This window comes from Streptomyces sp. RB17, assembly GCF_009604455.1.
GTDB lineage: Bacteria > Actinomycetota > Actinomycetes > Streptomycetales > Streptomycetaceae > Streptomyces.
In genome coordinates this window covers 368,688-390,021 of sequence record NZ_WEGL01000006.1, presented here as the reverse complement: position 1 = coordinate 390,021, position 21,334 = coordinate 368,688, and the positions used below count along the sequence as shown (strand labels likewise).

The 21,334-nt window shown below is 73.5% G+C and carries 21 protein-coding genes; 12 read left to right on the top strand and 9 right to left on the bottom strand.

Annotation, left to right across the window (positions count from 1 at the left end):
- Positions 1-53: 53 nt before the first annotated feature.
- Complete coding sequence (locus tag SRB17_RS26935; protein WP_153542717.1) at positions 54-794, top strand: maleylpyruvate isomerase family mycothiol-dependent enzyme; 741 nt, start codon at positions 54-56, stop codon at positions 792-794.
- Here the strand turns inward: SRB17_RS26935 and SRB17_RS26930 are convergent.
- Positions 781-1,173, bottom strand: coding sequence for a MarR family winged helix-turn-helix transcriptional regulator (locus tag SRB17_RS26930; RefSeq protein WP_194294151.1), 393 nt, complete (start codon positions 1,171-1,173; stop codon positions 781-783). The two genes, SRB17_RS26935 and SRB17_RS26930, sit on opposite strands and share 14 nt — an antisense overlap.
- A gap of 85 nt (positions 1,174-1,258) precedes the next feature.
- Between SRB17_RS26930 and SRB17_RS26925 the strand changes: the two genes are divergently transcribed.
- Both SRB17_RS26925 and SRB17_RS26920 read left to right on the top strand, forming a co-directional pair.
- Positions 1,259-2,749: an MFS transporter gene (locus SRB17_RS26925; protein ID WP_153542715.1), complete on the top strand. Its 1,491-nt coding sequence runs from the start codon at positions 1,259-1,261 to the stop codon at positions 2,747-2,749.
- 71 nt (positions 2,750-2,820) lie between these two features.
- Positions 2,821-3,108 carry a DUF6332 family protein gene (locus tag SRB17_RS26920; protein ID WP_153542714.1) on the top strand — a complete coding sequence of 96 codons (288 nt, stop codon included), beginning with the start codon at positions 2,821-2,823 and terminating at the stop codon, positions 3,106-3,108.
- On the opposite strand, the gene SRB17_RS26915 is transcribed toward SRB17_RS26920, so the two are convergent.
- The 3 genes from SRB17_RS26915 to SRB17_RS26905 form a co-directional block, all read right to left on the bottom strand.
- The gene (locus SRB17_RS26915; RefSeq protein WP_323376286.1) at positions 3,069-3,734 is read right to left on the bottom strand and encodes a response regulator transcription factor; all 666 of its coding nucleotides are present in this window, start codon (positions 3,732-3,734) and stop codon (positions 3,069-3,071) included. The two genes, SRB17_RS26920 and SRB17_RS26915, sit on opposite strands and share 40 nt — an antisense overlap.
- Positions 3,731-4,954: a sensor histidine kinase gene (locus SRB17_RS26910; RefSeq protein WP_416237090.1), complete on the bottom strand. Its 1,224-nt coding sequence runs from the start codon at positions 4,952-4,954 to the stop codon at positions 3,731-3,733. Before SRB17_RS26910 ends, SRB17_RS26915 begins: the two co-directional genes overlap by 4 nt.
- Before the next feature lie 108 nt (positions 4,955-5,062).
- Positions 5,063-5,749 (bottom strand): TetR/AcrR family transcriptional regulator, encoded by a 687-nt coding sequence (locus SRB17_RS26905; RefSeq protein WP_153542712.1) that lies wholly within the window; start codon positions 5,747-5,749, stop codon positions 5,063-5,065.
- 145 nt (positions 5,750-5,894) lie between these two features.
- Here SRB17_RS26905 and SRB17_RS26900 point away from each other — a divergent pair, with 145 nt between their 5' ends.
- Positions 5,895-6,344, top strand: coding sequence for a nitroreductase family deazaflavin-dependent oxidoreductase (locus tag SRB17_RS26900; RefSeq protein WP_153542711.1), 450 nt, complete (start codon positions 5,895-5,897; stop codon positions 6,342-6,344).
- 883 nt (positions 6,345-7,227) lie between these two features.
- Here SRB17_RS26900 and SRB17_RS26895 read toward each other — a convergent pair.
- Positions 7,228-8,469 (bottom strand): geranylgeranyl reductase family protein, encoded by a 1,242-nt coding sequence (locus tag SRB17_RS26895; RefSeq protein WP_323376285.1) that lies wholly within the window; start codon positions 8,467-8,469, stop codon positions 7,228-7,230.
- A 141-nt stretch (positions 8,470-8,610) separates the two neighbouring features.
- Here SRB17_RS26895 and SRB17_RS26890 point away from each other — a divergent pair, with 141 nt between their 5' ends.
- Entirely contained in the window at positions 8,611-9,966 is a 1,356-nt protein-coding gene (locus SRB17_RS26890) for a dipeptidase (protein ID WP_153542710.1), read from the top strand.
- 62 nt (positions 9,967-10,028) lie between these two features.
- Entirely contained in the window at positions 10,029-10,733 is a 705-nt protein-coding gene (locus SRB17_RS26885) for an MBL fold metallo-hydrolase (protein ID WP_153542709.1), read from the top strand.
- A gap of 226 nt (positions 10,734-10,959) precedes the next feature.
- On the opposite strand, the gene SRB17_RS26880 is transcribed toward SRB17_RS26885, so the two are convergent.
- Together SRB17_RS26880 and SRB17_RS26875 are read right to left on the bottom strand one after the other, a co-directional pair.
- On the bottom strand, positions 10,960-12,003 hold the full coding sequence (locus SRB17_RS26880) for an NUDIX hydrolase (protein ID WP_323376284.1): 1,044 nt from the start codon (positions 12,001-12,003) through the stop codon (positions 10,960-10,962).
- 142 nt (positions 12,004-12,145) lie between these two features.
- Entirely contained in the window at positions 12,146-12,352 is a 207-nt protein-coding gene (locus SRB17_RS26875; protein ID WP_194294150.1) for a hypothetical protein, read from the bottom strand.
- Positions 12,353-12,613: 261 nt separating this feature from the next.
- Between SRB17_RS26875 and SRB17_RS26870 the strand changes: the two genes are divergently transcribed.
- The 4 genes from SRB17_RS26870 to SRB17_RS26855 all read left to right on the top strand — a co-directional run bounded on the left by SRB17_RS26870 (position 12,614) and on the right by SRB17_RS26855 (position 16,420).
- Complete coding sequence (locus tag SRB17_RS26870) at positions 12,614-12,946, top strand: hypothetical protein (protein ID WP_153542708.1); 333 nt, start codon at positions 12,614-12,616, stop codon at positions 12,944-12,946.
- A 110-nt stretch (positions 12,947-13,056) separates the two neighbouring features.
- The gene (locus SRB17_RS26865; RefSeq protein WP_153542707.1) at positions 13,057-13,410 is read left to right on the top strand and encodes a hypothetical protein; all 354 of its coding nucleotides are present in this window, start codon (positions 13,057-13,059) and stop codon (positions 13,408-13,410) included.
- The gene (locus SRB17_RS26860) at positions 13,407-14,183 is read left to right on the top strand and encodes a maleylpyruvate isomerase family mycothiol-dependent enzyme (protein ID WP_323376283.1); all 777 of its coding nucleotides are present in this window, start codon (positions 13,407-13,409) and stop codon (positions 14,181-14,183) included. Before SRB17_RS26865 ends, SRB17_RS26860 begins: the two co-directional genes overlap by 4 nt.
- A gap of 215 nt (positions 14,184-14,398) precedes the next feature.
- Entirely contained in the window at positions 14,399-16,420 is a 2,022-nt protein-coding gene (locus tag SRB17_RS26855) for an NPCBM/NEW2 domain-containing protein (RefSeq protein WP_153542706.1), read from the top strand.
- A 120-nt stretch (positions 16,421-16,540) separates the two neighbouring features.
- Here the strand turns inward: SRB17_RS26855 and SRB17_RS26850 are convergent, their stop codons facing one another.
- A complete protein-coding gene (locus SRB17_RS26850) occupies positions 16,541-17,488 on the bottom strand; it encodes an ROK family protein (protein WP_153542705.1) in 948 nt (315 codons plus the stop codon).
- A gap of 260 nt (positions 17,489-17,748) precedes the next feature.
- Here SRB17_RS26850 and SRB17_RS26845 point away from each other — a divergent pair, with 260 nt between their 5' ends.
- Positions 17,749-18,798: a LacI family DNA-binding transcriptional regulator gene (locus SRB17_RS26845; protein ID WP_323376282.1), complete on the top strand. Its 1,050-nt coding sequence runs from the start codon at positions 17,749-17,751 to the stop codon at positions 18,796-18,798.
- A 7-nt stretch (positions 18,799-18,805) separates the two neighbouring features.
- Entirely contained in the window at positions 18,806-19,585 is a 780-nt protein-coding gene (locus tag SRB17_RS26840; RefSeq protein ID WP_323376281.1) for a hypothetical protein, read from the top strand.
- Here the strand turns inward: SRB17_RS26840 and SRB17_RS26835 are convergent.
- On the bottom strand, positions 19,531-21,288 hold the full coding sequence (locus SRB17_RS26835; RefSeq protein ID WP_323376280.1) for a protein kinase domain-containing protein: 1,758 nt from the start codon (positions 21,286-21,288) through the stop codon (positions 19,531-19,533). The two genes, SRB17_RS26840 and SRB17_RS26835, sit on opposite strands and share 55 nt — an antisense overlap.
- Positions 21,289-21,334: the final 46 nt, after the last annotated feature.

Genomic DNA, 21,334 nt, shown 5'->3' with positions numbered 1-21,334 from the left:
CCACACAGGACAGCCCGGCCCACGAGCCCCCTCCATCCGGCACACTCACCCCCATGGACACTGCCGACTTTCTGCAGACCCTGGACCGGGAGGGCCGGCTGCTCGCCGCGGCCGCCGAGCAGGCCGGCGTCGACGCCAAGGTGCCGACGTGCCCCGACTGGCAGGTGAGGGACCTGCTGCGGCACACCGGGATGGTGCACCGCTGGGCCGCCGCCTTCGTCGTCGAGGGGCACACCTCGTACCAGCCCGGCGGCGGGCTGCCCGACCTCGACGGCGACGAGCTGCTGGCCTGGTTCCGCGAGGGGCACCGCCATCTCGTCGACACCCTCGCCTCGGCCGCGCCCGACGTGCAGTGCTGGCACTTCCTGCCGGCGCCGTCACCCCGCGCGTTCTGGGCGCGGCGTCAGGCGCACGAGACGACGATGCACCGGATCGACGCCGAGTCGGCGCGGGGCGGCACCCGGACCGAGATCGCCCCCGCCTTCGCGGCGGACGGCATCGACGAGCTGCTGCGCGGCTTCCACGCCCGCGCCAAGAGCAGGGTCCGCAGCGCCGAACCCCGGGTTCTGCGGGTGCGGGCGACGGACACGGACGGCGCGGTGTGGACCGTACGGCTGTCTCAGGAGCCCCCGGTGGCCACGCGGGACGCGACAGGAGACGCCGACTGCGAAGTGGCCGGACCCGCCGCGCCGTTGTACGTGGCGCTGTGGAACCGGCTGCCGTTCCCGCAGGTGACCGGGGACGCCGCCGTCGCCGAGCTGTGGCGCGAGAAGTCGGCCGTCACCTGGGGCTGAGCTCGCCCTCCAGCATCCGGGTCAGGACCGCGCGCTGCACCGGCAGCACCTCGCCGTGCAGCGCGCGCCCCTTCTCGGTGAGCGCCACGCGGACGCCCCTGCGGTCCTCGGGGCACATGGCACGCTCGACGAGCGCGTCCTTCTCCAGCCGGGCGATCAGCCGCGACAGCGCGCTCTGACTCAGATGGACCCGCTCGGAGATCTCCTGCACGCGGTAGGCACAGGAGTCCCCGGACAGCACGTCCAGGACCTCGAAGTCGCTGGCGCACAGCCCGTGTCGGTGCAGTGCGCGGTCGAGTTCGCACTGGGTCCGCGCGTGCAGCGCCAGGATGTCCCGCCACCGGTCCACCAGCGCCTGATCGGCCTTGTTCGCCACCATCCGCGCACCGTAGCAGAGAAACAAGATTATTGCATCGGAATTAAATGCATTTGCATTCCATGCATGCGCATGTACTGTCGTCGGCATGACCTCTCCGCTCACCCCCTCCGCGGCCCCGTCCCCGGCCGTCCGCTGGACCCCCCGGCTGTGGGGCACCCTCCTGGTCCTCTGCGCGGCGATGTTCCTGGACGCGCTGGACGTGTCGATGGTCGGCGTCGCACTGCCGTCCATCGGCTCCGACCTCCACCTGTCCACGTCGACGCTGCAATGGATCGTCAGCGGATACATCCTGGGCTACGGCGGCCTGCTCCTGCTCGGCGGACGCACCGCCGATCTGCTCGGCCGGCGTCAGGTGTTCCTCGTCGCCCTCGGCGTCTTCGCGCTCGCCTCGCTGCTCGGCGGGCTCGTGGACTCGGGTCCGCTGCTGATCGCCAGCCGGTTCATCAAGGGTCTGAGCGCGGCCTTCACGGCTCCGGCCGGCCTGTCCATCATCACCACGACGTTCCCGGAGGGCCCGCTGCGCAACCGCGCCCTCTCCATCTACACCACCTGCGCCGCCACCGGCTTCTCCATGGGCCTGGTGCTCTCGGGCCTGCTCACCGAGGCCAGCTGGCGCTTCACCATGCTGCTGCCCGCGCCGATCGCCCTCCTCGCACTGCTCGCCGGCCTCCGGCTGCTGCCGCGCAGCGCCCGCGAGGAGAACCACGACGGCTACGACATCCCCGGCGCCGTCCTCGGCACCGCGGCGATGCTGCTGCTGGTCTTCACCGTCGTCCAGGCGCCCCAGGCCGGCTGGGCCTCGGCCCGCACGCTGCTGTCCTTCCTCGCCGTCGCGGTGCTGCTCACCGCCTTCGTCCTGGTGGAACGGCGCTCGCCGAGCCCGCTGATCCGGCTGGGCGTGCTGCGCTCGGGCAGCCAGGTGCGCGCCCAGCTCGGCGCGATCGCCTTCTTCGGTTCGTACGTCGGCTTCCAGTTCCTGACCACGCTGTACATGCAGTCCCTGCTCGGCTGGTCGGCACTGCACACGGCACTCGCGTTCCTGCCGGCGGGCGCGCTGGTGGCGGTGTCCTCCACCAAGGTCGGCGCGATCGTCGACCGGTTCGGCACCCCGCGCCTGATCGCGGCCGGTTTCGCCTTCATGGTCCTCGGCTACGCGCTGTTCCTGCGCGTCGACCTCGACCCGGTGTACGCAGCCGTGATCCTGCCGTCCATGCTGCTGATCGGCGCGGCCTGCGCACTGGTCTTCCCGTCGCTCAACATCCAGGCCACCAACGGCGTCGAGGACCACGAGCAGGGCATGGTCTCCGGTCTGCTCAACACCTCGGTGCAGGTGGGCGGCGCGATCTTCCTGGCGGTGGTCACCGCCGTGGTGACCGCGAACGGCCCCGCGCACGCCACCTCGCAGGCCGTCCTCGACAGCTACCGGCCGGGCTTCGTGGTGGTCACGGGCATCGCGGCGGCCGGCCTGCTGATCACCCTGACCGGCCTGCGCGGCCGTCGTACCCAGCGGTCCCTCGTGGTCGCCAGGTCCACCGTGGAGGAGGCTGAGGCGGAGCGCGTGGCGGTCCGCGATTAGGGGGAAGCCTCCAACAGTGCGCCCGGCGGGGCCGATTGCCCCGCCGGGCGCACGTCTGTGAAGCTGGGGGAATGTACGCATACGGGGGACGCCGCACCAAGGCCGAGCGGGACGCGGCGACGGTCGAGATCGGTTACGCGCTGGTGAGCGCCGCCTTCGCGGCGGCGGTGCTGTTCGGGGCCCTGGCCGGGCCCGCGCTGCTCTTCGACCTGCCGCAGCTGCTGTCCAAGGCGCTGCTGCGGCTCGGCATGGTGGTCGCGCCGGTCGTGTTCGTGGCCCGGGTGGTCAGCGTGCTGGTGCGGTTCCGGCAGTCGGCCGCTCAGCCCAGCCAGCCGGGCCGTACCAACCCCGACTCGTAGGCCAGCACGACGAGTTGGGCGCGGTCCCGCGCGCCCAGCTTGACCATCGTGCGGCTGACGTGGGTCTTGGCGGTGAGCGGGCTGACCACCAGCCGACGGGCGATCTCCTCGTTGGACAGGCCGATGCCCACCAGGGCCATCACCTCCCGCTCCCGCTCGGTGAGCCGGCCGAGCGCGTCCGCCGCCGCGGGCTCCTTGGAGCGGGCCGCGAACTCCGCGATCAGCCGGCGGGTGACGCCCGGCGACAGCAGCGCGTCGCCCTGGACCACCGCCCGTACCGCGCGCAGGAGTTCCTCCGGTTCGGTGTCCTTCACCAGGAAACCGGAGGCGCCTGAACGGATCGCCTCGAAGACGTACTCGTCCAGCTCGAAGGTGGTGAGCATGACCACCTTCACGTCCTTCAGCTCCGCGTCGCCGGTGATGCCCCGGGTCGCGGCGAGGCCGTCGAGCAGGGGCATGCGGATGTCCATCAGGACGACGTCCGGCCGCAGTTCGCGCACGAGGCGCAGCGCCTCCTCGCCATCGGCCGCCTCCCCGGACACCTCGAGGTCCGGCTGCGCGTCGAGCAACGCCCTGAAACCGGCCCGCACGAGCGACTGGTCGTCCGCGAGCAGTACCCGGATCACTGGTCCTCCCTGGGGTGCGACGGCAGTACGGCCAGCACGCGGAAGCCGCCGTCGGGGCGCGGGCCCGCCTCGATGGTGCCACCGAGCGCGGCGGCCCTCTCCCGCATGCCGGCCAGCCCGTTGCCGCTGCCCCCGGCGTCGGCGCCGGTGGCCGGCCCGTCGTCGTCGATGCGCAGCCGCAGCGCGTCGCCGTCGTGGGCGAACCGCACGCGGGCGTGCCGCGAACCGGAGTGCCGTACGACGTTGGTCAGGGCCTCCTGCACGATACGGAAGGCGGCGAGGTCGGCGCCGGGCGGCAGCGGCGGCGGCTCGCCCTCGATCTCCACGGTGAGTCCGGCCGCGGCCGCCTGCTCCACCAGCTCCGGCAGCCGGTCCAGACCGGGGGCGGGGGCACGCGGCGCGGCGCCGGGCGCGCGCAGGGTGTCGAGGACCTGGCGCACCTCGCCGAGCGCCTCCTTGCTGGCGGACTTGATGGTGGTGAGCGCGGCGCGCGCCTGCTCGGGGTCGCTGTCGAGCAGCGCGAGCCCCATGCCGGCCTGGACGTTGATGACGGAGATGCTGTGCGCGAGCACGTCGTGCAGCTCGCGGGCGATCCGCAGCCGTTCCTCGTCCGCGCGGCGCCGCGCCGCCTCCGCCCGGTCGGCGCGCTCCCGCGCCCACTGCTCGCGCCGCACCCGGACCAGTTCGGCCAGGGCGACGATCGCCAGCACCCAGGCGCCGATGCCGATCTCCTGGTAGACGTTCCCGCCCTTGTCCCCGGAGGGCGGGAGCCAGCGGTAGAGCCACAGGGCGATCAGGGCGTGCCCGGCCCACAGCAGGCCGAGGGCTCCCCAGGCCGCCCGTCGGTGCCCGGCGACGACCGCGCTGAAGCAGCCGACGGCGACGGTCAGGAAGACCGGTCCGTAGGGATAGCCCGCGGCCAGGTAGACGAGGGTCGCCGCCGCGGTGCCGTAGGCCACGGCCACCGGGTGCCGGTGCCGCCACAGCAGCAGGACCGAGGCGACGAGCAGCAGGACGCGCGCGGAGCCGTTCAGGGGCACGCGGTGGGCCTCGCTGTGGGCCGCGAAGTGGGTGCCGATGAGGACGAACGCGGTGAGCAGCACGGTGGTGCGCCAGGGCCAGTGGGCCCGGTCCGGCTCCGTCTCGTCGGGGGCGCTCCGCCACGGCGGCCCGTGCCGCCACCCGTGCCCCGCGGCGCGCTGCTCATCCATGCAGGCCACGGTAGACGCCGCCGGGCGGCACGGGCGTCAGCCGGACGAGGTGATCACGCGTACTCCCGGGGAAGTACGACGCCTACCGCGGCCCTGGCATCAGGTGCCGCTCTGCGCCTACCGCAGCCCGACTCCGTGCGCCAGTCCCGTGACCGCGTGCCGGAAGAAGGTCTCCCGGTCCTCGACCACCTTGTTGAACTGGCCGAACAGCTCGAAGCTGACGAGTCCGAACAGCTGGGCCCAGGCCGCCACCAGGGCCGTGATCGCCTCGGGAGGCAGATCGGGAGCGAGGTCGGCGGCCATGCGCTCCGCCTCGGGGCGCAGGGCGTCGGGCACGGCGAGACCGGCGAGGCCGGAGTCGGCACGGGTGTCCCGGACGATACCGATGAAGACCAGGCCGACCCGGGCCGCCGCCGGGACGGTGGTCTGCGGTGCGGCATAGCCCGGCACGGGTGAGCCGTAGATCAGCGCGTACTCGTGCGGGTGGGCGAGCGCCCAGCCGCGCACCGCCTCGCACACCGATGTCCAGCGAGCCACCGGGGCAGCGCCGGCCACGGCGTCCCGCGCCTGTTCGGCCGCCTCGCCCAGGGAGTCGTAGGCATCGATGATCAGGGCGGTGAGCAGTTCGTCACGGCTGGGGAAGTAGCGGTAGAGCGCCGAGGAGACCATGCCCAGTTCGCGGGCGACGGCCCGCAGCGAGAGCTTGGCCGCGCCTTCCTCCGCCAGCTGTCTGCGGGCCGCTTCCTTGATGGCGGCGGTGACTTCGATCCTGGCCCGTGCCCGGGCGCCCTGTGTGGTGCTCATGCTTGCAGTGTGCCACGGAAGAGAGCGGCGCACACAAAAGAGAGCGCCGAACAAAAATGTGAGCGCTGCTCTTGCTTCGGAGCACCTGTCTACGGCACAATCGAGTCAAGCGAGAGCACCGCTCTCCCAAACCGTGGGGGTCACCATGTCGACTCACGTCAAGAAGCCGGGCTGGTTCACCGTCAACGTCTTCAACCGGGCGGTGGCCTGGTTCACCCGGCGCGGCTTCAGCGTCTGGGGGTCCCGGGTGCTGGCGGTGCGCGGGCGCAAGAGCGGAGAGTGGCGCACGACTCCCGTGAACCTGCTGACGGTGGACGGGCAGCAGTATCTGCTCGCCCCGCGCGGCCATGTGCAGTGGACCCACAACATGCGGGCGGCCGGCGGCGGCGAGCTGCGGCTCGGCAAGAACGTGGACGTCTTCACCGCCGCCGAGGTCGCCGACGACGACAAGGTCCCGCTGCTGCGGGCCTACCTCAAGCGCTGGAAGGCGGAGGTCGGGGTCTTCTTCGACGGCGTCGGCCCCGACTCCCCCGACGAGGACCTGCGGCGCATCGCCCCCGACCACCCCGTCTTCCACATCACGGTCACGAACTGACCGACACCCCCGCTCCCGGCTCACCAGTGCCGGGCACCGCCCCCACCGGCCCGGTCCTCGTGGGCGCTCACCGCCGGGTCCACGCAGGCTCCGTCCGGTCCACGCGCCGCCCCACCAGCCCGGTCCTCGTGGGCGCACCACCCGCCGGGTCCTCGTGGGCGCACCACCAGCCCGGTCCTCGTGGGCGCCCACTCGCCGGTCCAGCCGACGGCACACCGGCCCAGTCCTCGCCGACTCCCACCGGCCGGTCCACGCGGGCTCGGTCCGGTCGCCGGTCCACGCGGTGCCCCACCAGCCCGGCCCTCGCGCCGCGCCACCGGCCCAGTCCTCATGGGCGCACACCGGCCGGTCCACGCAGACTCCGTCCGGTCCGGTCCACGCGGGCGCCCCACCAGCCCGGTCCACGCGGTGCCCCACCAGCCCGGCCCTCGCGCCGCGCCACCGGCCGGTCCACCCGACCGCCCACCGGCCGATCCACACAGGCTCCGTCCAGCCCAGTCCACGCGCCGCGCCACCGGCCCGGTCCTCATGGGCGCCCACCGGCCGGTCCACCCGACGGCCCACCGGCCCAGTCCTCGCCGACTCCCACCGGCCGGTCCACGCAGACTCCGTCCGGTCCGGTCCACGCGGTCGCCCCACCAGCCCGGCCCTCGCGGGCGCCCCACCAGCCCGGTCCGCGCGGGCGCCCCACCGGCCCGGTCCTCGTAGGCTCACCACCAGCCCGGTCCTCGCGCCGCCGCACCGGCCGGTCCACCCGACCGCCCACCGGCCCAGTCCACGCGACCGCCCACCGGCCGGTTCACGCAGGCTCCGTCCGGCCGGGTCCACGCGGTGTCCGTCGCTCCCGTCCCCGCAGGCCCCCGCCCCGCCCCGTCCGGCGCGGTCAGGAACCCGTCGGGTCCTCCACCGCGGCCGCCGGTCGCCGGTCCAGCGCGGTCAGGGCGCGCTGGGCGATGGGACGGGTGCGGACCATGTCGCCCAGCGAGGTCGAGCCCTGTGTGATGTCCCGGAAGGCCTTCCATGCCGGGCGGAATCCGGTGAGGGCCGCGTGGAAGAGGCCGGGACGCCGCTCGAACACGGTCAGCAGGCGCTTGCCGACGCTCATCTCGACGCCGAGACCGGCCTTGATCGCGAACGCGTAGTTCAGGGCCTGGCGGCGGGTGTCCACCGCGTCGTGCGCCTCGGCGATGCGCACCGCCCACTCGCCCGCGAGCCGACCCGAGCGCAGCGCGAAGGAGATGCCCTCGCGGGTCCACGGCTCCAGCAGCCCGGCAGCGTCACCACAGACCAGCACCCGGCCCCGGGACAGCGGTGAGTCGTCGGCGCGGCAGCGGGTCAGATGCCCGGAGGAGACGGCCGGCTCGAAGCCGGACAGGCCGAGGCGGGCGATGAAGTCCTCCAAGTACCGCTTGGTGGCGGCGCCTTCGCCGCGCGCGGAGATCACGCCGACCGTCAGGGTGTCGCCCTTGGGGAACACCCAGCCGTAACTGCCCGGCATCGGGCCCCAGTCGATGAGTACCCGTCCCTTCCAGTCCTCGGCGACCGGCTCCGGGACCGGGATCTCCGCCTCCAGCCCGAGGTCCACCTGGTCCAGCTTCACCCCGACGTGCGCCCCTATACGACTGGCGCTGCCGTCGGCGCCGACGACCGCTCGGGCCAGCACCGTCTCGCCGCCCTGCAGGACCACGGCGACCGTGCGCCGGTCGGGGACCGCCGAACCGTGCTGCTCGACCCGCTGCACTGTGACGCCCGTACGCAGCTCGGCGCCCGCCTTCTGGGCGTGCTCGACCAGCTGCTGGTCGAACTCGGGCCGGTTGATCAGCCCGAACAGCATCTGCTTGGACCGGCGGGTGCGGGTGAAGCGGCCGTTGTTCGAGAAGGTGACCGCGTGCACCCGGTCGCGGAAGGGCAGCTCGAAACCGGGCGGCAGCGCGTCGCGGGAGGGGCCGATGATGCCTCCGCCGCAGGTCTTGTAGCGCGGCAACTCGGCCTTCTCCAGCAGCAGCACGCGCCGTCCCGCGACCGCCGCCGCGTAGGCGGCCGAGGCCCCCGCGGGTCCCGCGCCCACCACGACGACGTCCCACACCTGCTCCACGTCGTCCGCCGAAGAGTTCTCGCCGCTCACGATGGTCTACCGCTCCGATCAAGCCGCTGCCGTAGTGTCCCTCGCATCCTACGGCGGCCGTCGTCGCAGGCCACTGTGGGAGTATCGGGGGCACATACCCTGTTCAAGCTGTTCAACGTCGCACCCACGAGGAGCGTGCCCATGTCGTCGAATCCGGTCGCCGAGACCGTCGCCTCGCTCATGCCCCGGGCCCGGGCGGAGCTGGCCGAGCTGGTCGCCTTCAAGTCGGTGGCGGACTTCACGCAGTTCCCGAGGAGCGAGAGCGAGGCCGCCGCGAACTGGATCGCCGACGCGCTGCGCGCCGAGGGATTCGTCGACGTGGCCCTGCTGGACACCCCGGACGGCACGCAGTCCGTCTACGGCTACCTGCCGGGCCCGGAGGGTGCCAAAACGGTTCTCCTCTACGCGCACTACGACGTGCAGCCGCCGCTCGACGAGGCCGGCTGGACCACCCCGCCGTTCGAACTGACCGAGCGCGACGGTCGCTGGTACGGCCGCGGTGCCGCCGACTGCAAGGGCGGCGTGATCATGCATCTGCTCGCGCTGCGCGCCCTGAAGGCGAACGGCGGCGTCCCGGTGAACGTCAAGGTGATCGTCGAGGGCTCGGAGGAACAGGGCACGGGCGGCCTGGAGCGGTACGCCGAGGAGCACCCGGAGCTGCTGGCGGCCGACACCATCGTGGTCGGCGACGCGGGCAACTTCCGCGTCGGCCTGCCGACGGTGACCACCACGCTGCGCGGCATGACCCTGGTCCGCGTGCGGATCGACACCCTCGCCGGCAACCTGCACTCGGGCCAGTTCGGCGGCGCCGCCCCGGACGCGCTCGCCGCGCTGATCCGCGTGCTGGACTCACTGCGCGCCGAGAACGGCTCGACGACGGTCGACGGACTCGACACTACGGGGACCTGGGACGGCCTGGAGTACACCGAGGAGCAGTTCCGCGCGGACGCCAAGGTGCTCGACGGGGTCGGGCTGATCGGTGACGGCTCGGTCGCCGACCGCCTCTGGGCCCGCCCGGCCGTCACCGTCCTCGGCATCGACTGCCCGCCGGTCGTCGGCGCCACCCCGTCCGTGCACTCCAGCGCCCGCGCGCTGGTCAGCCTGCGAGTGCCGCCGGGCGTGGACGCGGCGGAGGCGAGCAAGCTGCTGGAGGCCCACCTCACGGCGCACACCCCGTGGGGCGCCCGGGTCACCACCGAGCAGATCGGCCAGGGCCAGGCCTTCCGCGCCGACGCCGCCAGCCCGGCCTACCAGGCGATGGCCGACGCGATGGCGGTCGCCTACCCGGGCGAGACCATGCAGTACGCGGGTGAGGGCGGCTCCATCCCGCTGTGCAACACCCTCGCCGGGCTGTACCCGCAGGCGGAGATCCTGCTCATCGGCCTGAGCGAGCCGGAGGCGCAGATCCACGCGGTCAACGAGAGCGTGTCCCCGGCGGAGCTGGAGCAGCTGTCGGTCGCCGAGGCGCTGTTCCTGAGCAACTACGCGGCGGGCTGAGCCCTTCTGCCCGCGGCAGAGCGCCCTCGCCCACGGGCGGGGGCGCCGCCTACCGTCGGCGCATGGACGTCATCGGACTGCTCCCCCGGCTGCACCTCCTGCGCTTCCCCGTCGGCCAGGCCTATCTCTGGCGCGACGACGACGCGCTGACGCTGATCGACGCGGGCACGATCGGTGCCGGCCGTGCGATCGCCGACGCGGTGCGGGCACTGGGGCACGCGCCCGGGGACGTACGGCGGATCGTGCTGACCCACTTCCACGAGGACCACGTGGGCGGGGCGGGCGAGTTCGCCGCGCTGAGCGGTGCCGAGGTGCTGGCGCACCCCCTGGACGCGCCCTTCGTCCGGGGTGAACTCCCCGGTCCGCACCCACGGTTCGAGGACTGGGAGCTGCCGATCCACGCGGCGGCGGCCAAGCTCCTCCCCGACGGTACGCCGATGCCGCCGGCCTCGGTCACCGGCGTGTCCGACGGCGACGTGCTGGGCTTCGGCGGGGGCGCCCGGGTGATCCACGTGCCGGGGCACACCGACGGCAGCATCGCCCTGTTCCTGCCCGAGGAGCGCGTGCTGTTCACCGGGGACACGGTGGCGGCCTCGCCGGTCGACGGATCGGTGCTACCCGGGGTGTTCAACCTCGACCGTCCGCAACTCCTCGCCTCGCTGGTGCGATTGGCTGAACTGGACGCGGACGTGGCGTGCTTCGGACACGGAGATCCCGTGGTGGGCGGCGCCGCCGCCGCGCTGCGCGAGGTCGCGAGGGCCCGCTGACCGGTGAGGCGTCGCCGCCGTCCACCGGCTCGTCGTCCTTCCGGTACCACGACCGACCTGAGGGGCCCGGGATGCTCCCGGCGTGAGGGGCGCAGGATGCGACCGGGGCGAGGGGCGCGGGGAACTGCGTGACCGGCCACCACCCACCGGTACCCGAAAGCGCGCACCACACCGCACCGCACCACGGGCCGCGTCGGCCGGGCAGCCACCGGCTCGCAGGCGGGGGTCAGCCGACGGGTACTCCCGCCTCCAGATACAGCGCGGTCCCGCGCTCCCGCGCCCGCAGTGCCCAGCGCAGCCGCTCGTAGCGGACCGGCGGTAGCATCTCGGCGGCCTCCTGCTCGCTGGCGAAGCGCCAGCCGCGCAGCTCAGGGCCCGGCAGCAGCACCCGGGACGCCTCGCCGGACGCCAGCCGGCCGCCGTCGAACAGCAGCCGCAGCCCGCCGAAGCCGGGTGGCACCGGCCGTTCCCAGTCCACGACGAGCAGCCGGGGCACCTCCCGCAGCCGTATCCCGGTCTCCTCGGCGACCTCGCGCATCCCGGCGCGGGCCGGTGCCTCGCCGCGCTCGACCACGCCACCGGGGAACTCCCAGCCGGGCTTGTAGGTGGGGTCCACGAGGAGCACCCGGTCGTGCTCGTCGAAGAGCAGCACCCCGGCGGCGAGGGTCTCGGCGGTCGGCTCGGGGGTCTGCACGATGTCGCAGGGCGGTACGGCACCGCTGCCGACGGCGTCGGCGATGCGGACGGCGGTGGCGTACGGGGTGAGGGCGCTGGTGTCCACGAGGTGGGCGTCGGCGGTGAGCCAGGAGGCGAGGGCGGCGCGGTAGGGCTCTATGTGGTCGTAGGCCCACTGCCGCACCCGTATCTCGCCGTCGGGCAGGTCCGCCGGGACCTCCCGGCCGGCTATCCGCTGGCGCAGGATCGTTTCAGCCGGGGCGAGCAGCAGATGGTGCACGGGGATCCTGCGGGCGGCGAGGCCGCCGAAGATCTCGTCGCGGTACTCCTGGCGGAGCAGGGTCATGGGCACCACGAGGGTCCCGCCGAGCTCGGCGAGCATCGCGGCGGCCGTGTCGACCACGAGCCGGCGCCAGATCGGCAGGTCCTGGAAGTCACCGACCTCGGCGAGGCGCTTGGCCGGCAGCAGGTGCGTGAGCCCCGCGCCGATGACCTCGGGGTCGAAGAGCGTGCTGTTCGGGATCAGCTCGATCAGTTCCCGTGCGGTGGTGGTCTTCCCCGCACCGAACGCGCCGTTGATCCAGACGACGGTCACGGACTCCCCCTCTTGTGTTGGCCCCCTGAGGATTGCCCGCTCCACCCTGCCACGGAAACCCCGCCCCGGTGAGGGCGCCGGAACGGGAGTGCCGGTGCCCCCGCGGCGGGGACACCGGCACGCGCGCCGTGGGCCGTCGGGCCTACCGCTGCCCGTGGGGCTGGTCGTCGACGGTGAAACTGTCCAGGCTGACCGGGTGGCCGGCGGCCGAGTCGAGCGTGTCCGAGACGTTGAGGCCGTCCAGGGCCATCCCGGCGGGGCCCTTGTCCGCCGCGTGGGAGGGGGTGACGGCGGCCACGACGAATCCGGTGGCCAGGCTGGCGATGGCGAGCATGCTGCGCTTCTTCATGCGCTGATCAACTGCGGATCCGGCCAACGGTCACGCGGAGACCCGCGAGCGGACGACCGAGGTCACCGTCCTCAGGGGAGGGGTGGGTCACCGTCCCGATGGGAGGGAGAGCTACTGTCCCGGTGGGAGGGGAGAGTTACTGTCCCGGTGGGAGCGGCGAGTTGTCGCCCCGGTGGAAGTGGCGAGTCACCGTCCCGGGCCGGGAGGGCCGGGTCACCGAACCCGTGGGAAGGCCGGGTCACCAGCCCGGCGGGAGGGCGCATGGAGCATTCCGACGGTCACGTCCATGTCGAGGCGCAGGGCGACGCGGCGGCCGTGCGCAACGTCATCGCCGCCACGTTCGGTCTGGTCGGCACGCTGTCCGCCGAGGCCACCACGGGGTGCGGACTGCGGGTGCCCCGCGCTCACGTCTCACGGCACCCCGAGCGCGTCACGTGCCTGCCGTGCCGCGAGCACGCCCGGGACCGGCACAAGCGGCTCGCCGACCGGCTCGCGGGGCTGGCCGTACGGCCCGGGGCGACGGCCGATCGGGCCCGGGTGGAGCGGGCGGCCGCACATCACCGCGACCTGGCACGGCGGTTCGCGGCGCCATGAGGCTGCCGGCCCCGCCGAAATCCGCTGGTCCGCTCCTCGGTGAGGCCGGTATCGTCCGACCTCCCGACCTGCCTGCCGGCGTGGCAGGCCCGTACCGGAGACGCGAGACCATGACCAGCCCACCCCCGACGACGACCCTCTGGCGCCCGACGGGCCCCAAGGAGCTGGAGCTGGTCCGCGGGCTCGACTGGCGGGCCTGGCCGCCCCGGCTCCCGGAGCAGCCGATCTTCTACCCGGTCCTCAACGAGGACTACGCGATCCGCATCGCCCGGGACTGGAACGTCCAGCACGACGGCGCCGGTTTCGTGACCCGGTTCGAGGTCGACACGGAGTTCCTCGCCCGGTATCCGGTCCGGCGGGCCGGCGGCGAGACGATCCTCGAACTGTGGGTCCCGGCGGAGGAGTTGGACGAGTTCAACGCCCATATCGTCGGACGGATCGAAGTCGTGCGGGAGTTCCGGTGAGCGGGCTCCCGGGCTTCGGCGCCGGAGCCGGAGCCGGTCCCATCGAGGACGTCGTGCGCTCGGGCGACCGGTTCGCGCGGGCCGCGGCCGGCCTGTCCGGCCCCGGACTGCGTGCCCCTTCCGGGCTGCCGGGGTGGACGCGCGGCCATGTGCTCGCCCACGTCGCCCACAGCGTCGACGCCTACGTCTGGCTGCTGCGCCTGGCCCACACCGGCCGCGCACCGGGCCCCCGCACGGACGCGGCGACGCAGGCCGCGGCGATCGAGCGGGACGCCACACTGTCCGCCGAGGGGCTCGCGGCCCGACTGCGTGAGGGCCTGGACCGGTTCGCGGCGCACGCACGCGTGCTGTCCGGCCCCGCCTGGGACCGGCTGGTCCCCGCGCTGGCCGGCTGGCGGCACCCGGCCTGGTACCTCCTGCTGCGCTGCCTGCGGGAGTTGGAGACGCACCACCTCGACCTGGGCGTCGGGCACGGCACCGAGCAGTGGCCCGACAGCTATGTCGCCTGGGCGCTGGACGACACCCTCACCACACTGCGCGCCCAGGGCTTTCCGCTCGCCTCGGTGGAGGCCGTGGACCTCGGCCGGCGCTGGTGTGTGGCGCCGGAGGGACCTTCGGTCACGGGAGCCGGGCACCAGGTGCTCGGCTGGCTCAGCGGACGGACTCCGGCCGGCGTGCTCACGACCGGCAACCCGGCCGCTCTCCTCCCGGCCCCGCCCGCCTGGCCCCAGCCTCCACTGCCCGGCTGGGGCCGCGTCGACGACGAGGCGTGAGCCCCGGAAGCGCACATATCCGAACGCCCGACAGCAGCCACTGACCTGAACGGCCCTGCCACCAACGCCTCTGACGGCGTGTCGAACAGTCGGGACGCACCTCTTCCAACACAGTCCGACACGTCCTACCGTAAACGCGCACAGCTGACACATGCACGACACCCAGGCACCGCCCTGCCGTCAGTCACCTTTCGCGAGTCGGAGGAACGTCAACGATGCGTCACCCTCACACCCGCACAACCCGCCGGAGAGTCGTCGGAGCACTCACCGCAGGCCTGCTGTGCGCGGCGGGCCTCGCCGGCCCCGCGCTGGCCGCCTCCGCCCAGGCCCCGGCCGCTCCGGCCCTGGCCGACGGTCTCGCCCTGACCCCGCCCATGGGCTTCAACAACTGGAACTCCACGCACTGCAGCGCGGACTTCAACGAGAGCATGGTCAAGGGCATCGCCGACCTCTTCGTGGCGAAGGGCCTGAAGGACGCCGGCTACCAGTACGTCAACCTGGACGACTGCTGGGCCCTGCCGCAGCGCGACGCCGACGGCAAGCTGGTGCCCGACCCGGCCCGCTTCCCGAACGGCATCAAGGCCGTCGCCGACTACGTCCACTCCAAGGGGCTCAAACTCGGCATCTACACCAGCGCCGGCACCAAGACCTGCAACAGCGCGGGCTTCCCCGGCGCGCTCGGCCACGAGTACAGCGACGCCCAGCAGTTCGCCGACTGGGGCGTGGACTACCTGAAGTACGACAACTGCAACAACCAGGGCGTCGACGCCAAGAAGCGCTACACGACCATGCGCGACGCGCTCGAGGCCACCGGGCGGCCCATCGTCTACAGCATCTGCGAATGGGGCCAGAACAAGCCCTGGGAGTGGGCCTCCGACGTCGGCCACCTGTGGCGGACCACCGGTGACATCAGTGACGACTGGTCCTCGATGCTGTCCATCCTGAAGCAGAACCTGCCGCTCGCGCCGTACGCCGGTCCCGGCCACTGGAACGACCCCGACATGCTGGAGGTCGGCAACGGCGGCATGACGGACACCGAGTACCGCTCGCACTTCTCCCTCTGGTCGGTCATGGCCGCGCCGCTGCTGATCGGCACCGACCTGCGCAAGGCCTCACCCGCGACCTTCGACATCCTGGACAACAAAGAGGTCATCGCGGTCGACCAGGACCCGCTGGGCAAGCAGGGCACGGTCGTCTCCTCGGCCGACGGACGCTGGGTGATCGCCAAGGAGATGAAGGACGGCAGCCGCGCGGTGGCCCTGTTCAACGAGTCGGGCACCGCCCAGCGGATCGCCACCACCGCGACCGCCGTCGGCCTCCCCGACGCCTCCGCGTACACCCTGCGGGACCTGTGGCAGCACAAGAGCTACAACACCGCCGGCACTCTCGCGGCCACCGTCCCGGCCCACGGCACCGTGCTGCTGCGCGTCTCGGCCGACCCCCGCTGGGCCGCGCACCCGCCCGCCGCCGAACTGGGCCTGGACGGCAGCACGTTGCTTGAGGCGGGCACTCCGGCCACGCTGACCAGCACCGTCACCGACCTAGGCCGCAACCCCGCGCGCCGCGTCTCCGCGTCCTTGACCGGCCCCGACGGATGGACCGTACGGGCCACCTCGCCGGCCACCGCCGGCACTCTCGCCACCGGCCAGGCCCTGCGCACCGGGTGGACCGTCACCGCGCCGGCCGGAACACCGGCCGGCTCCTACGGCCTCACGCTGCGGGCGCGTTACGTCTCCCCGACCGGTCAGCCCGTCACCGACACCGTCCCGCTGACCGCGTCCGTCGTCGTCCGGCCGCCCGCCGGGACGTCGTACCTCAGTGACCTGACCTGGCTGTCGGCGACCAGCGGCTGGGGGCCGGTGGAGCGCGACACCAGCAACGGGGAGAGCGCCGCGGGCGACGGCCACCCGATCACCATCGGCGGCGCCGTGTACGCCAAGGGCCTCGGCGTGCACGCCCCGAGCGACGTCTCCTTCTACACCGGCAAGGCCTGCAGCAAGGTCACCGCGGACGTCGGCGTGGACGACGAGAAGGGCACGAAGGGCACCGTCACCTTCGAGATCTGGGCCGACGGCACGAAGGTCGCCTCGACCGGCGTCCTGACCAACGCGATGCCGGCCCAGCCGCTCACGGCCGACGTCACCGGCGCCCAGGTGATCCGGCTGGTCGTCACCGACGCGGGAGACGGCAACGACTCCGACCATGCGGACTGGGCGGCCGCGCGCGTGAGTTGCTGACGAAGCCCACCCGACGGGGCGGTGAGCCGTACGCGGCTCCGGGTGCGTGGGGGCTGGTCGCGCAGTCCCCCGCGCCCCTTCGGGAGGCGGCACCGGTGGGCGCGGCGTCCCCGGTGCCCGTCAGACCCCCGCCGCGTCCGGCCTCCGCGCCAGCGCAGCGGCCGCCGCGCCGACCAGCCCCGCGTCCGTGCCCATCTGGGCGGGGGCGATGGTCAGGCGCTGGACGAAGGAGAGGGTCGCGTAGGCGGCGAGGGCCTTGCGCAGGGGGGTGAAGAGGATGTCGCCCGCCTTGCCGACGCCGCCGCCGATCACGGCGATGTCGATCTCGACCAGGGTCGCGGTTGCCGCGATGCCGGCGGCCAGGGCCTGCGCCGCGCGCTCGAAGGAGGCTACGGCGACCGGGTCGCCCTCGCGGGCGGCGTCGGCCACGGCGGCGGCCGAGGTGTCGCCGTCGGGGCCGGGTCGCCAGCCCTGCTCCAGGGCGCGGCGGGCGATGTTCGGGCCGCTCGCGATCCGCTCCACACAGCCGCGCGAGCCGCACGGGCACGGGTCGCCGTCGAGGTCGACGCTGATGTGACCGATGTGCCCCGCGTTGCCGGTCGGCCCGGGGTGCAACTGGCCGTTCAGGACCAGGCCGCCCCCGACGCCGGTCGACACCACCATGCACAGCGCGTTGTCGTGGCCGCGCGCGGCGCCCTGCCAGTGCTCGGCCGCCGTGATCGCGACTCCGTCGCCGATCAGCTCGACGGGGAGCCCGCCGGTGGCCGTGCGCACCCGCTCGACCAGTGGGAAGTCCCGCCAGCCCGGCACGTTCACCGGACTGACCGTGCCCGCCGAGGCGTCCACCGGGCCGGCGCTGCCGATGCCGACGCTGCCGGCGCGTTCCCACAGCGGCGACCCGGCGAGGTCGCCGACGACCTCCTCGACGGCCCGCATGACCGTTTCGCCGTTCTGCTGGGCGGGCGTGCCGCGCTGGGCGCGTGCCAGTATCCGTCCGTCGCCGTCCACCAGCGCGCCGGCGATCTTGGTGCCGCCGATGTCCAGGGCCGCCACGAGGTCGGTGTGCATCAGAGTCAGATCTCCCCGTTGAAAGCTCGAGAACCAAAAGGCGCAGGCCGGTCACACGGTGGGACGCAGGCCGACAGACAGTCGTGGACAGTCTCTCGCGCATCTGACAACGTTGTCCAGGCTCTATGCTCGACGCCACATCCTCATACAAACCACGGATCGGCGCATCACCCGGGGTGCACAACCCCGCACACACCGGCGCACACCCCCGGGCGCACCGGCTCCGTGGCCAGACGGACGACAGGACAGGACGCCGCATCGTGCCCGAGACCACCCGCCGCACAGACAGCCTTTCCGGCACCCGTTACGGCAACCGCCCGACCATGAAGGACGTGGCGGCGCGGGCCGGGGTCGGCCTGAAGACGGTCTCCCGGGTGGTCAACGGCGAGCCCGGAGTCACCCCGGACACCGAGCGCCGGGTGCAGGAGGCGATCGACGCGCTGGGCTTCCGCCGCAACGACAGCGCCCGCGTGCTGCGCAAGGGCCGTACGGCGAGCATCGGCCTGGTCCTGGAGGATCTCGCCGACCCCTTCTACGGCCCGCTCAGCCGCGCCGTCGAGGAGGTGGCCCGCGCCCACGGCGCCCTGCTGATCAACGGCTCCAGCGCCGAGGACCCGGAGCGCGAGCAGGAACTGGCGCTGGCCCTGTGCGCACGGCGGGTGGACGGTCTCGTGGTGATCCCGGCCGGGGACGACCACCGCTATCTCGAACCGGAGATCCGGGCGGGCGTGGCAACGGTGTTCGTGGACCGTCCGGCCGGGCGCATCGACGCCGACGTGGTCCTGTCCGACAACTACGGCGGTGCCCGGGACGGCGTCGCCCATCTCATCGCGCACGGCCACCGCCGGATCGGCTTCATCGGCGACATGCCGCGCATCCACACCGCCGCCGAGCGGCTGCGCGGCTACCGGGCGGCCATGGAGGACGCGGGGATACCGGTCGAGGACGCCTGGATGTCTCTGGGACAGACCAATCCCGAGCGGGTGCGCCGGGCGGCGGAGGAGATGCTCTCCGGACCCGCCCCCGTCACCGCGATCTTCACGGGCAACAACCGGGTGACGGTCACGGTGATCCGGGTGCTGGCCGAGCACTCCCGCCCGGTCGCCCTCGTCGGGTTCGACGACATCGAGCTGGCCGATCTGCTCCAGCCGGGCGTCACGGTCGTCGCCCAGGACGCGGCCGCCCTCGGCCGCACCGCGGCCGAGCGCCTGTTCCGTCAGCTGGACGGCGGCCTCGTCGCACCGGAGCGCATCGAGCTGCCCACCCGGCTGATCACGCGCGGCTCGGGCGAGCTGCCGCCGGCCGACTGAGCCGCCCGTGACCGGCCGCACCCTGGAGGAACTCGGCCTCGCCGACGCTCCCCGCGACCATCCGCTGACCTATCCCGGCGCCTGGCCCGCCGACTCCGGACTGCTGTACGGCGACCGGATGTTGCCGCTGGAGCGCCTGGTCCACGACGACCGGGTGCCGCTGCTCGCCGTCGGCTCCAACGCCTGCCCGGGCCAACTGCGGCACAAAATGTCCGAGTTCGGGATCGACTCGCCCGTGCCGATGGTGCGCTCGCGGGTGTCCGGGCTCGACGTCGGCATCTCGGCGCACGTCAGCCGCCTGGGCTATGTCTCCGCCTCTCCCGTCAAGTCACCTCAGGCGTTACGGGAGTTGTTCGTCATCTGGCTGGACCGGCGCCAGCTGGAGGTGATCGACGCCAGCGAGCCCCACTTCCGGCGGGCCTGGCTCCCCGCCCCGGACGTGCGGATCGGCCTGCCGGACGGGTCCGCGCTCACCGGGGCGTACGCGTACGTCAACCGGCACGGCGTGCTGCACGACGGCGCCGGTGCGCCGCGCCGCCGTCCCGGCGACCAGCGTGCCCTGCTCACCGAACTCCTCGTGGATTCAGCCGCGTTACGAGAGCTGTTCGGAATCACGCCGGAGGAGTTCTGCGCGCGGGCCCGCCGTGATCCCGGGCTCTGCGCGCGGGGCACCCGGCTGTTCGCCGAGCAGAAGTGGGTGACGGAGTCGGGTTTCGAGCCGTACGCCAACAATCAGCAGACCGGCAGCCCGGGCACCGGTTGGTCGTTGTTCCCGCCCTTCAGGTAGACGTCGCTGACATAGACGCCGGTGTTGCCGCTGTCGTCGTCGGTCTTCGCCCACCACACGTTCGTCCACCGCCCGTAGGTCTCCCGGCGGCCCAGATTCGCCTGGCAGTAGAAGTAGTCGGTGCCCGCGTTCAGGGTCCCGGCCGCGGTGCCGGAGGCCGTGTAGGACGTGGCGGTGCGCCAGACCTGGCAGTCGTACTTACTGCCGCCGATGGCCCGGCAGGCCGCCCCCGGACTGGAGGAGTGCCCCGAACTTCCGGTCGGGGCTGGAGCCTTGGACGGCTGGTCCGATGGCGTGGCGGAGGCCGAAGCGGAGGGGCGCGAGGACGGCTTGCCGTCACCCGCGCCGCTCGCCGTCCCGCCGGGCTCGGCGCCCTTCCAGCCGTGCCCGTGCGACTTCTTCGGCTGCGTGGACCACTCGGTTCCGGCCCGTTTCGTGGTCGCGGTCCCGGAGCGGGACCCGGCCGCCGCCGAGTCCGTCCTCGGCGCCCCCTGGTCGCGCACCAGGGCCACGGTGACCCCGGCCGCGGCGAGGACGACGGCGACGGAAGCGGCGGCGAGCAGAGCGCGGCCCCTGCGGCGGGGCGAGCCGGTCGCCGAGTCCAGCGGCCCGGTGAGGGCGCCGGGCGGGTGAGCGGGGGTCGGTCCGGTGGGGGCGGTGCCGTCGGCGTACGAGGGCACCGGGTGCAGGGGCGGGCCGGCGGCGAAGGCGGACGCCGGGCCGGGCTGTACGAGGCCGAAGCCCGGCGGCACGGACGGCGCGCTCTGCGTCGGTCCGGCCGCCCGGGGCGGCGTCGCGCGCAGGGTGGTCGTCGGGACGTCCGGGGTCCGTGCCCGAGCCACCTCGTGCAGCGCCCCACGAGCCTCCTCGGCGTCCGGCCGGGCGTCCGGGCGCTTGTCCATCAGACGCCGCAGCACCGGCGCCAGCGGCCCCGCCCGGCGGGGCTCGGGCAGGGGTTCGGAGACGATCGCGGTGAGCGTCGAGTAGGTGGACGTACGGCGGAAGGGTGAGGCGCCCTCGACGGCCGCGTAGAGAGTTGCGCCCACGGCCCACATGTCGGCGGGCGGGCCCGGCTCGGCACCCTGGGCACGTTCGGGGGCCAGGTAGTCGAGGGAGCCGACGAGTTCGCCGCTGCGGGTGAGGCGGGTGGCCGAGCCGTCGCCGGGGTCGTCCATGGTGGCGATGCCGAAGTCGGTGAGGACGACGCGGCCGGAGCGGTCCAGGAGGATGTTGCCCGGCTTGACGTCGCGGTGCAGGACGCCGGCGCGGTGGGCGGCGGCCAGCGCGTCCGTCACCGCGGCGCCGATGCGTGCCGCCTCGTACGGGTCGACGGTGCCGCGCTCGCGCAGGACGTCGTCCAGGGAGGGCCCGTCGATCAGCTCCATGACGATCAGCGGGCGCCCGTCGACCTCGGTGACGTCGTGCACGGCGACGACACCGGGGTGGCGGACCCGGGCGGCGGCCCGGGCCTCGCGCTGCATGCGCAGCCTGAGCTCGGACAGTTCCGGTCCGGCCGTGTCGTTGTAGGTACGCAGTTCCTTGACGGCGACCTCGCGGCCGAGGACCTCGTCCACGGCCCGCCAGACCACGCCCATGCCGCCGCGGCCGAGCCGCGCGGTGACGCGGTAGCGCCCGGCCAGCAGCCGGCCGGCCCCGTCGTCCGTGTGCCCGTACTCCGCCGGTCCCAGCTCCCCCGAAGACACCGCCGCCCCGTTCCTGTCGTCGTCCTTGGTCGCGTCCGCCTGATCG